The 10,775-nt window shown below is 70.5% G+C and carries 11 protein-coding genes; 6 read left to right on the top strand and 5 right to left on the bottom strand.

What is annotated here, in order from left to right; all coding sequences use genetic code 11:
* Nucleotides 1-5 precede the first annotated feature (5 nt).
* Genes ACFPZN_RS37375 through ACFPZN_RS37400 form a run of 6 tightly spaced genes read left to right on the top strand, consistent with a single transcriptional unit; the run spans nt 6 to nt 4,979 of the window.
* Complete coding sequence (locus ACFPZN_RS37375) at nt 6-1,151, top strand: aromatic ring-hydroxylating dioxygenase subunit alpha (protein ID WP_378287223.1); 1,146 nt, start codon at nt 6-8, stop codon at nt 1,149-1,151.
* The gene (locus ACFPZN_RS37380; RefSeq protein WP_378287224.1) at nt 1,148-1,885 is read left to right on the top strand and encodes a hypothetical protein; all 738 of its coding nucleotides are present in this window, start codon (nt 1,148-1,150) and stop codon (nt 1,883-1,885) included. Before ACFPZN_RS37375 ends, ACFPZN_RS37380 begins: the two co-directional genes overlap by 4 nt.
* Nucleotides 1,878-2,825: a hypothetical protein gene (locus ACFPZN_RS37385; protein ID WP_378287225.1), complete on the top strand. Its 948-nt coding sequence runs from the start codon at nt 1,878-1,880 to the stop codon at nt 2,823-2,825. Before ACFPZN_RS37380 ends, ACFPZN_RS37385 begins: the two co-directional genes overlap by 8 nt.
* Nucleotides 2,822-3,619, top strand: a complete 798-nt coding sequence (locus ACFPZN_RS37390) for an SDR family oxidoreductase (protein ID WP_378287226.1) — start codon at nt 2,822-2,824, stop codon at nt 3,617-3,619. The genes ACFPZN_RS37385 and ACFPZN_RS37390 overlap by 4 nt, the downstream gene beginning before the upstream one ends.
* Entirely contained in the window at nt 3,616-4,239 is a 624-nt protein-coding gene (locus ACFPZN_RS37395) for a hypothetical protein (RefSeq protein ID WP_378287227.1), read from the top strand. The genes ACFPZN_RS37390 and ACFPZN_RS37395 overlap by 4 nt, the downstream gene beginning before the upstream one ends.
* Entirely contained in the window at nt 4,236-4,979 is a 744-nt protein-coding gene (locus ACFPZN_RS37400) for a maleate cis-trans isomerase family protein (RefSeq protein ID WP_378287228.1), read from the top strand. Before ACFPZN_RS37395 ends, ACFPZN_RS37400 begins: the two co-directional genes overlap by 4 nt.
* A 57-nt stretch (nt 4,980-5,036) precedes the next feature.
* On the opposite strand, the gene ACFPZN_RS37405 is transcribed toward ACFPZN_RS37400, so the two are convergent.
* Genes ACFPZN_RS37405 through ACFPZN_RS37425 form a run of 5 tightly spaced genes read right to left on the bottom strand, consistent with a single transcriptional unit; the run spans nt 5,037 to nt 9,862 of the window.
* The gene (locus ACFPZN_RS37405) at nt 5,037-5,768 is read right to left on the bottom strand and encodes an ABC transporter ATP-binding protein (RefSeq protein WP_378287229.1); all 732 of its coding nucleotides are present in this window, start codon (nt 5,766-5,768) and stop codon (nt 5,037-5,039) included.
* A complete protein-coding gene (locus ACFPZN_RS37410) occupies nt 5,768-7,576 on the bottom strand; it encodes a branched-chain amino acid ABC transporter ATP-binding protein/permease (RefSeq protein ID WP_378287230.1) in 1,809 nt (602 codons plus the stop codon). The genes ACFPZN_RS37405 and ACFPZN_RS37410 overlap by 1 nt, the downstream gene beginning before the upstream one ends.
* Nucleotides 7,573-8,445 carry a branched-chain amino acid ABC transporter permease gene (locus ACFPZN_RS37415; RefSeq protein WP_378287231.1) on the bottom strand — a complete coding sequence of 291 codons (873 nt, stop codon included), beginning with the start codon at nt 8,443-8,445 and terminating at the stop codon, nt 7,573-7,575. Before ACFPZN_RS37415 ends, ACFPZN_RS37410 begins: the two co-directional genes overlap by 4 nt.
* Nucleotides 8,442-9,647: an ABC transporter substrate-binding protein gene (locus tag ACFPZN_RS37420; RefSeq protein WP_378287232.1), complete on the bottom strand. Its 1,206-nt coding sequence runs from the start codon at nt 9,645-9,647 to the stop codon at nt 8,442-8,444. Before ACFPZN_RS37420 ends, ACFPZN_RS37415 begins: the two co-directional genes overlap by 4 nt.
* Complete coding sequence (locus ACFPZN_RS37425; protein ID WP_378287233.1) at nt 9,644-9,862, bottom strand: hypothetical protein; 219 nt, start codon at nt 9,860-9,862, stop codon at nt 9,644-9,646. The genes ACFPZN_RS37420 and ACFPZN_RS37425 overlap by 4 nt, the downstream gene beginning before the upstream one ends.
* Between the last annotated feature and the right edge of the window lie 913 nt (nt 9,863-10,775).

A 10,775-nucleotide genomic window follows, 5' to 3' on the forward strand; every position in this document is an offset into this window, starting at 1 on the left:
GCCCCATGCTCAAGAACTTCTGGTACGCGGTCGAGTTCGCGCACGCGGTCACCCGTGCCCCGACGAAGGTGACGTGTCTCGGCCAGGACTTCGTGCTCTACCGCAAGCGCGACGGGAGCGTGGTCTGCCTCTCCGATCTGTGCGTGCACCGCGGCGCCGCCCTGTCGGCGGGCTCGCTGGTCGGCGACCGGATCGCCTGCCCGTACCACGGGTGGCAGTACGAGCCGGACGGCGCCTGCGCGAAGATCCCGGCCAATCCGGAGGGGCGCGGCATCCCCAAGAAGGCCCGGGTCGACTCCTACCCGGTCCGCGAGCAGGCCGGGCTGATCTGGGCGTTCCTCGGCGACCTGCCGGCGGAGGAGCGCCCGCCGATCCCGGCGTTCCCCGAGCACGAGGACCCCGCGTTCAGCACCGTGTACGTCGACATGGTCATCGAGGCCAACTACGAGCGGACGTTCGAGAACGTGGTGGACGCCGCGCACACGCCGTTCGTGCACGGCACCCGGTTCGGCAACCCCGACAAGCCGCAGATCCCCGACTACGACATCACCGAGGACGACTGGTCGGCGGTGGCCGACATCCGGCTCAGCCCGCCGCCGGCCCGGGGTCTGTGGAAGCGGCTCTACAAGGAGCGGCCCGCGGAGGTCGTGGTCACCAACGGCTGGTACCTGCCGAACATCGTCAAGCTGCACGTCCGGCTGCCGTTCGGCGACATGATCCTCTACGACCACAACATCCCGCTGAGCCGGGACCGCACCCTCGTCAAGATCGTCGGGTACCGCAACTTCTTCACCGGCAGGTGGGCCGACCGCGACGCCCGCAAGCGGATCCGCAGCATCCTGCTGCAGGACAAGCCCGTGGTGGAGAGCCAGCGCCCCGAACTGCTGCCCTACGACCTGCCCGACGAGCTGCACCTGCGCAGCGACGCCCTCCAGGTCGCCTACCGGCGGCGCCGCCAGAAGCTCATGGCCGACGGCTGGTGGGTCGGCGACGACGACGCGGCGGTGGCCGGCGGCCGGGCCGGGAACGCCGCCGTCATCCCCTCCCCGGCCCGCCGGGAGAACCCCGAGCTGGCACGGGCCTGGCAGCACCGCGCCCGCGGCGCCGACCCCCGCCCCCGCGAACGGACCACCGAAGGAGAGAGCGAGTGAGCGTGTCGCGGCCCAAGGCCCTGAGCGACCGGACCATGGCGGCGCTGGCCGGCATCGAAGAGCTGACCACCGTCCGCGCGAAGGACCTGACCGGACCGATGTCCCCCGAACCGGTCGGCACGCTGGAGGTCCTGCGCGGCGAACGGATCGCCAAGATCGTCCGCATCGGCCTGACCGTCGAGGCCATCGGCATGGACAGCCACATGGTCTTCGCCTTCACCGGCACGGAGTCGGCCGTCCCGCACTTCACGCTCGACGCGGTCATGGCCGGCGGGAACCTGGCGTACCACATCGACCTGGTGCCGCGCGCCGACCTCGGCGCGCACCTGGAGTACGTCAACGCGGTGTTCCAGCCGCTGACCCCGGCCTACGAGGAGGTCCGGGAACGGTTCGGCCCGTCCACGGCCGCGATCGGGCCCCGCCAGCACGCCATGATGTCGCCCTGGATGCTCGTCGACCGGGCCACCGAGGAGCAGTTCGACCAGATCGGCGCCTACCTCGACCGCTACTTCGAGCACTGGCGCGAGCTGCTGGTGAAGGGCGTCCCCGACGACGTGCTCGGCACGCTCTCCGACACCGGCCTCGCCGCGCGCGACGCCCGGAACCGCGCCGCCCTCTTCAGCCCGGAGGTCGACCCCGTCTGGGCGAACGTCGCCCGTCTCCTCGGCGACGAGCAGGCCGAGGAACTCCGTGCCGAACTGCTCACCAACGAGACGGGGGCCTCCCATGGCTGAGCCGAGCGAGTGGCAGACCCGGATCGCCGGCGAATGGCACGGCCGCCCGTCGCTGTTCGACGCCACCGGCACCTGGCAGGGGTACGAGGACATCCGCCGCTCCTCGGTGTTCGAGAACGGCAGCACCACGTACTACATGGACGGCGGGCTGGAGGGCGGCGGCCCGCTGGCCGGGAGGTTCCGGCTGGGGGCGCCGTTCGCGTTCGGCGTGGTCGACTCCGACAGCGACCGGGTCTACACCGGGCCCGACTTCCACGGTACGGGGCAACCGTACGGCGGGTTCGTGGACGCGCACTACTACGGACCGGGCTGGCAGGTGGACCTCAACACCTGGAACCACGTGCTGCCCGACGGCGAGACCCAGGTGTACTCGTCCACCCTCTACCAGGGGTGGGCTCTGGTGGGCTGCTTCAACGGCGTCTACAGGCGCAGCACCGACTACGACACCAACGCCGGGACCCGGGCCGAGATCGAACGGTTCCTGGACGGCGAGACCCGGAACGGGCCGGTCCCGTACGTCCTCCCGACCAAGGCGAGCGGCGCGTACAGCGGAACGTGCGAGCTGTGGGGCGCCGACCAGAAACCGGCCGGTGAAGTGGCCGTGTCGATCGAGCTGGAGCCCCTCGACCTGCTGCGCACCCGCCATCGCGTCACCTGGTCCGGCGCGCTCGACCGGAACCACACGGTGGACGTCCGGCGGGACGGGTTCCGCTCCTTCTACGAAGGGCCGGGCGCCTGGGGCAACGCCCAGGCGTTCGGGCGCGCCAACTACCCCGTCCTGCACTTCGGCGACGTGTGGAAGGCCAAGGGCCGCGAATTCATGATCGACGCGCGGCCGGGGATGTCCGCCGGCGAGACGCTCGCGGTCGTGTACGAACTGTTCAAGGGCAACGTCCTCGCCGGCGTCCTGCACGGCGTGCTGGCCTGGGAGGCGGCATGACCGGGAGCGGGCCCGCGGTCGTCGTCACCGGCGGCACCCGCGGCATCGGGCTCGGCCTCGCCCGGCAGTTCCTGGCCAGGGGCGCCCGGGTGGCGATCTGCGGCCGGTCGCCGGAATCGGTCGGCAAGGCGCTGGCCGAGCTGGGCGACGGCGCGGTCGGGGCCGTCTGCGACGTGGCCGACCGCGACCAGGTGCAGGCTCTCTGGGACGAGGCCGCCGGGGCGTTCGGCCGGATCGACCACTGGATCAACAACGCCGGGGTCTCCACCGCCCGGCGCCCCCTGACCGAACTGCCGCCGGACCAGCTGGAGACGGTCGTGTCGGCCAACCTCCTCGGCGTCCTGCACGGCAGCGCCGTCGCGGTACGGGGCATGACGGCCCAGGGCGGCGGCACCGTGTGGAACATGGCCGGACTCGGCAGCGACGGGCGGACCGTGGCGGGGCTCATCGCGTACGGGGCCACCAAGCGCGGCAGCGACTACCTCACCACCGGCCTGGCCAAGGAGGTCAAGGGCGGGCCCGTGAAGGTGGCGCACCTGTCCCCCGGCATGGTCGTCACCGATCTGCTGATCCGGGACTACTCCCCCAAGGAGCTGGCGAAGGCCAAGAAGGTCTTCAACATCCTCGCCGACCAGGTGGAGACCGTGACGCCCTGGCTGGCGGACAAGGTCCTGGCCGGTACCCGCAACGGCGGCACCGTCGCCTGGCTCACCACCCCCAAGATCATGGGACGGTTCGCGCTGGCCACGTTCCGGAAGCGCGACCTGTTCGGGGACGCGGAGCGCCCGGCATGACCGACTACCCGATCGCGCTGGCCGCCGAGGACTTCGTCCCGGTGGCGCTCACCGCCGCCGGCGTGATGCTGCTGCGGCACCGGCACCCCCTGGTGCCCGCTGCGGCGGGCCTGCTGCTGGCGGGCGGGTTCGCGAAGGCCGGCTGGAAATTGATCGTCGCGCTCGACGGCCCCGACCTGCCATGGCTGTACCACGCGCTGTTCCCGCTGCTGGCCCTCGGCTTCACGGTGCTCGCGTACGCGCTGTCGCGGGACCTGCGCCGCACGCCGCACGCCGCCGTGCTCGCCGTCCCGCTGTCGGCGGTGCTCGCGGCCGCTGCCGTCCTGCGCGACACCTGGCCCGCAATGGTGTGGACGATCATCGCCGTGACCGTCGTGGCCGTGCTGCTCGTACGGGCCGCCCGCCGCGAGGGAGACGTGCTCGCGGCGGTGCTGTTCGGGCTCTGGCTGGCCGGTCAGTACCTGCTCGGCCCGATGGCGGCCAGGTCCGAGCAGTCCATCGCCCTGCAATGGGTGGAGCAGTCCTGCAACACCGTCGCGCAGGCGGCGTTCGCGTTCGCCGCCTGGCGGCTCGCCAGGACGGCCCGCGAGCCCGTACCGACAGGGAAGGAAGCGGCATGACCGATGCTCTCGGCTGGCGGCGCAAGTTCGGAGTGATCGCGCCGTCCACCAACACGATCGTGGAACCGGACTTCTCCCGGATGGGCGTCCCGGGCGTGACGTCCCACTTCTCGCGGATCCACATCCGCGACCAGAACATGGCCGGCGACGCGGGCATGGAACGGCTGCTGGAGCAGATCCGCGACGAGATCGGCGCGGCCTGCGAACGGGTGCTGACCTGTGAGCCGGACTACATGGTGATGGGCATGTCCGCCGAGACGTTCTGGGGCGGCGTGGCCGGCAACAAGGAGTTCGTCAAGCAGATCCACGACATCACCGGCCTGCGGGTCGCGACCGGCGCGGAGGCCTGCGAGCGCGCCCTGCACCTTTACGGCGCGCGGCGCATCGGGATCGTCACCCCGTACCAGCCGGTCGGCGACGCCAACGTCGAGCGGTTCTTCACCGAGCTCGGCTTCGAGGTCGACCGCATCATCGGCCTCAGGTGCCCGACCGCGGTGTCGATCGCGCACGTACCCGAGAAGGACCTGCGGGAGGCGCTGCAGGAGCTGACGCGGGGCGAGGTGGACGCGCTCGTCCAATGCGGCACCAACCTGTCGATGGTGCGGCTGGCCGACGAGGCCGAACGCTGGCTGGGCCTGCCGGTCATCGCCATCAACGCCGCCACGTGGTGGATGGCACTGCGCGACAACGGCGTCCACGACCGGGTGTACGGCGCGGGCGCCCTCCTGCGCGAACACTGATCCCGTCCGGAACCGGGCCGCACGCTCACAAGGTCGGGCCGGACGCGGCCGTCGTGGTCAGAGGGAGGAGTAGATGCTGTTCGCGATGGTCTCGGCGGAGAGGTTCGAGGCACGGTCCCGGAGGGTGACCCGTCCCCGGTCGAGGACGACCACGTCGTCGGCGATGCCGCCCAGCAACTCGTCGACGAGCTGCTCGACGAGCAGGATCGCGAGGCCCTCCGCGCGAAGCCGGTCCAGAAGCTCGAACACCTGATCAGTGATCACGGGGGCCAGCCCCGAGGACGGCTCGTCGACGAGGAGCACCCGGGGCCGGGCGGCAAGCGCCGTGGCGATCGCCAGCATCTGCTGCTGGCCGCCGGACAGCGCCCCGGCTCGTTGCCTGCGCCGCTCCCCGAGGACCGGGAAGCGCTCGTACAGCTCCTCCAGGATCGTCGCGTCGTCCTGACGGGATCGGCGGCCGCGCAGACCCACGCGCAGGTTGTCGTGAACGGACAGGTCCCGGAAGACCTGCTTGCCCTCCTGCACGATCGACATGCCGAGCCGCACGCGTCTATGCGGTGGCAGGCCGGTGATGGTCCGTCCGTCGAGGGCGACGCTGCCCGATCGCGTCGGCAGGAGTCCGCAGATCCCGGAGAGCAACGTCGTCTTGCCGGCTCCGTTCCGGCCGACCAGCGCGGTGATCCTGCCGGGCATCAGCTGCAGCGAGGCTTCCCAGACCGCGACGAGGTCGCCGTACGCGACCTGGAGGTCGGCGACATCGAGGGCGGGCGGGCTGGTCGACTCATCCATCACGTCGTCCTCGAATCAAGGTCGTCCGGTTCCCGCCGGCCGCGGCGGCCGAGATAGCTGTCGATGACGCGCTGGTCACGCCGGACCACCTCGGGTGGTCCGGCCGCGATGACGCGGCCGAGCTCCATGACGAAGACCTGGTCCGCCACGTCCATGACGAACGGGACGTTGTGCTCGACCAGCACGACGGTCCCGCCCGCGTCCCGGATCCGGCGCATCAGCATGCCCAGCTCCCGCAGTTCGTTGTCGTCCAGGCCTGCTGCCGGTTCGTCGAGGAGCAGGACGCTCGGCTCGCCCGCCACCGATCGCACGACCTCCAGCAGCCGCCGGGTCCCGAGGGGAAGGGACGCCGCGTCCTGGGCGGCGGCATGCTCGAGGCCGGCGAACGACAGCGCCGCGACCGCCGCCTCCCGGTCCGCCTTCCGGACCCGGTGGTACTTCGGCAGCCGGAGGACGGCCGACAGGGCGCCGATGTCCCCCTTCCGGAACCGGCCGGACTCGACGACCTCCAGGACGCTCATCGACCCGAGGCCGACCGGGGTCTGGAAGGTCCGGCCCACGCCGAGCCGGCTGACCCGGTGCGCCCGCAGGCCCGTGAGTTCACGACCGGCCAGCTCGACCCGGCCGGCGTCGGCCGGCAGCAGGCCGGAGACGAGGTTGAGCAGCGTGGTCTTGCCGGCGCCGTTCGGGCCGATGATCGCGGCGATCGTCCCCGGCTCCACCGTGAGGTCGACGCCGGAAAGCGCGCGCAGGCCCGCGAAGCTCTTCTCCACCCCGGCCACGACCATCCGCGTGCCGGGAATCGACAGATCCGCGGGACGTTCGACGGTGCCCTGCGATCCGCGGCCAGGGAGCGCCCGGTCACGGAACTTCCGGGCGAGGCCGGCGAGGCCTCCTGAGAAGGCGGTCCCGATGACGACGAGGAAGACACCGTAGGCCAGCGTCGAGTACTCCTCGAACGACTTCAGTTGCAGCGGCCCGAGCACCAGGATCGCGGCTCCGACGGGAGCGCCCCAGACGCTGGCGGCACCCCCCACGACCGTCGCGGCGAGGAGCGCGATGAGCATGTGCAGCGTGAAGGCTTCCGGACTGACGAAGCCGGTGAGGTACGTGTAGAGCACTCCCGCGAGCCCGGCAGGAAGCGCGCCGATGACGTACGCCTGGACACGCAACCGGTACACCGAGCCGCCAAGGCTCTCGGTCAGGGTCGGGCTCGCGGAAAGAATGCGCAGGAACTGGCCGAAGCGGGACACGATGAGGTTGCGCTGGAGCAGCAGCCAGAGCAGGGTCACCACGACCGCGACGACGTAGAACCCGGTCGTGCCGAGAGGCCAGCCGAAGAAGGTCGGAGCGAGGATGCCGGCGAGTCCCGCCGTACCACCGGTCTCGGACTCGAAGAGCTTCAGCAGTTCCGGAACGAGCAGGACGTAGAAGAACGACACCAGGGCGAGCGCCCATCGGCTCAGGCGCAGGCCGGGAATTCCGGTGAGGAGTCCCGTGACGGCCGCCAGGCAGGCCGCGACGGCGAAGCCCGCCAGGATGTCCGTGACCCCGTGCTGGTACAGGATCGCGCTGATGTAGGAGCCGGAGGCGAAGACGGCGACCTGCCCGAGTGCCAGCTCGCCGGCGTAACCGAAGCTCAGGTTCAGGCCGCTGCAGATCAGGGTGTAGATGGCGATCAGGGCGAGCTGCTGCTGCCAGTAGCCGGCCAGACCGAACAGGGGCAGCAGTGCCACCAGGACGAAGGCCGCGATGGCGGGGGCCGGAGTGTCCAGCGCGAGGGCGGACAGCCGTTGACGCATGCTCATACGACCCTCAATCCGCGATGGCCGAACAAGCCGGTGGGCTTCACCAGCAGGATCATCACCAGCAGCCCGAACAGGATCAGGGGCGGGTACTCCGCGCCGAAGTACCGGCCGGCGAACGCTTGGACGAGACCGACGGCGACGCCTCCCACGAGACAGCCGAGGTAGCTCCCGAACCCGCCGAGGGCGAGTGCGACGAAGCCGTAGATCGTGAGCGAGACCCCGATGGAGACGCTGACGCCGACCTTCGGGGCGATCACCGGTCCCAGCAGGCCCCCGAGGCCACCGGCCAGCATGAACGCGGTGGTCCGCAGCGCCGTGACGTTGACGCCCTTCGCCCTCGCCGCGTCGGGGTTGTCGGTGGCAGCGCGCCCGCTGAGCCCCCACGCGGTGCGTCCGGACACCAGGTGCATCGCCAGTGCCGCGACCACGGCGAGGGCGACGAGCCAGATGTCCACCGGGGCGAGCTTCCCGCCGAGCAGCGTCACGGTCTCCGTGCCGCCGAAGAAGGGCAGCGACTTGGGCGTCCGCCCCCAGGTCGCCGCCAGGACGCCCAGGATGATGACGAAGGCGCCGACGGTGGTGACGAGCACGGCGTGGCCGTGCGCTCCGTGGCGGGCGACGACCGGGCGAATGGCGAGGAGTTCCACCAGCAGCCCGATCAGGCCGCACGCGACGGCGCCGGCGATCGCGGCCGCCCACCACGGAAGGTCCAGGTCGACCATCATGAACCACGCGAAGAAGCAGCTGAAGACCATGATCTGGCCCTGCGTGAAGTTGAAGACCCCGCTCTGGGCCATCGTGATGTTGTAGCCGACGGCGACGAGGGCGTACACGGCGCCGATCGCCAGGCCCGTCCAGATGGTCGTCACGGCGTGGCCGGAACGATCTGCGAGTTGTCCATGCCCTTGTAGCCGGCGAACGCCCACCACTCCGGGCCGAAGCTCGGGTAGTGGTTGCTCGAGGAGAAGTTCACCGGCCCGAGGAAGTAGGGGATCTGCGCCGGACCCGCCTTCTCGATCGCGGCGGTCATCTTGGCCGGGTCGGTGCTGTTGGCGAGTTTGGCCGCGTAGGCCGCGAGGATGACGTCGTTATAGGTGACGACGTAGGTGTTCATGCTGAACTCCAACGTGCCGCCGGTCTGCTGGCGGGTGGCGTCGAAGAAGGCCTTGAACGCCTGCGTCTGCGTGGTCGGATGCCCCTTGACGGCGAAGGAGAGCGACTGCAGCCGCACCCCGTCGTAGGCGCTCGCAGGCCCGTTCTCCGAAAGGTCGCCCGACGAGAAGTTCTGGCTCGCGTACGTCGGGACGTCGGGCTTCAGCTTCGTGCGGGCCTGCACGATCGCGGCGGAAGGGGGCCCGTAGGAGTCCAGGACCAGGACGTCGGGGTCGAGGTCGAGCGCCTGCTGCATCTGGGACGTCGCGTCGACGGCGGCCACCGGCACCGTCACGATGTTCGTGGTGATGCCCTTGGTCCCGAGCACGTCCTTGATGGTCTGGGCGCCCACCGAGCCCGATTTCTCCGCGGTGATCAGGCTGACCTTCTTGAATCCCTTCGCGGTGAACTCCGCCGCCAGGGAGGTCGCCATCTGGTCCCGGAGGTAGGTGGTGCCGAACAGGTACGGGTACTTCTTCGGGTCGTTCAGCCTGGGATCCGGCCCGTGCGTGGCCATGAAGACCTTCGCCTGGGCCAGCAGCGGCGCGGTCGCCATGATGTCGGCGGTGACCATGCCGGGGACCACGGCCTGGGGGCGACCGTCGGCCACCAGCTTCCGCGTCTGGGTGACGGCCTGGACAGGGTCGCCGGCGGTGTCGATGACGTTGAGCTCGACCGGCTTGCCGAAGACGCCGCCCTGCTGGTTGATCACGGAAGCGGCCGCGCGTGCGCCCTGGGCCATCACCTTGCCCACCGGCGCGTAGTCGCCGCTCAGACCGAGAAGAACGTCGATCTTGAACGGCTTGCCGCCCGGCCCCGTCCCCGACGGCGCCGAGGCGTCGGTTCCCGGGCCGCACGCCGTGCCGGCGGCCATCGTCATCGCGGCGACGGCGGCCACGAGGATGCGCGGTGCTCTCATGATCTTTCCTTCTGGTCAGGTGTTGCGTCCGCGTTGACCCCGATGTTCTGGCCGGTGACGTCCTCGGCCCGGCCGAGATCCCGGTGTCCGCTGACACCACCCGCCCCGATCGTGATGGCGTCGTCGTCCGATGCTCCGGCAGAGGCGCCCGCCCCGCCCCCGGCGGTGATGGCCGGTGCGCGGGCGATCGACGTGAGCTTCAGCATCCCGATCATGTGATCGTTCGCCTTCTTTCGACGCCATTCGGTGATGGCGTTCCGTAGGGGGTGGTGGGCGCCGGGCCGGACGGCCGCTGGGCGCGTGGGGTGAAGCCATGCCGAGGCCGTCGGACGAGTCCGGCCCGTTTCCGAGCACGACGACATCGGCCTGCGGCTTCGCAGGCCCGGATCTAGGCGCTTCGGCTACTCGGGGGGGTGGTTGATTGGGGGCGGGTTCTTGCTGGGCGATCACATGTTGCGTCCGCCGTTGACTCTCAGCGCCTGGCCGGGGGCGCAGCAGCCACCTGCGCCACGTGGACGCGGTCGTCCGGACGACCGGTGCGCAGGCCGTTGGCGCCGAACGGCCGACTCGGCGGGGTGAGCCGCTCCGGCCCAGCGCGCCCCTTGCATCACCATGGTGACGGACTCCCAGCGAGCTCGGCGTGAACGTATCACCTGGAAGAGAACGAGGTTCTCAACAGCCGAATCTAACGCTTGCCCCAACCAAAGGCAATAGTCTTGCAATCTTTGTAATGATGGATCGAGAGATCGGCATCACCGCTGCCCAGAGGGGTGGCCAGGGAACAGCAACAGTGCAGGAAGTCGCGCGCCACGACACCCGCCCGGCCGCGGCCAGGATCGCGGCCGAACGGCGCCCTCACCGATCCGATGCCCCGGACCGAGGATTCGGCGATGGCCCCACCGCGAGGGTCGCGAGTCGACCCACCAAGCGACCAGCCTGCCCGGATTCCGACACCTTGAAGGGGTGGGACGTCTCAGCGGGCCAGGACGTTCTGGAGGGCTAGGGGCAATGCCGGGTAGTTAAGGGCTTGGGGTGGGCGTCAACTCAGGTGGGTGGAGGATGTCGATGGTGAGGGTCGCCCGGTGGTTGGTGCGGTCGACCTGGCCTTTTGCCCGGTGTTTGGAGATC

This window comes from Actinomadura rugatobispora (assembly GCF_042656285.1).
In the GTDB taxonomy this organism is placed as follows: Bacteria; Actinomycetota; Actinomycetes; order Streptosporangiales; family Streptosporangiaceae; genus Spirillospora; species Spirillospora rugatobispora.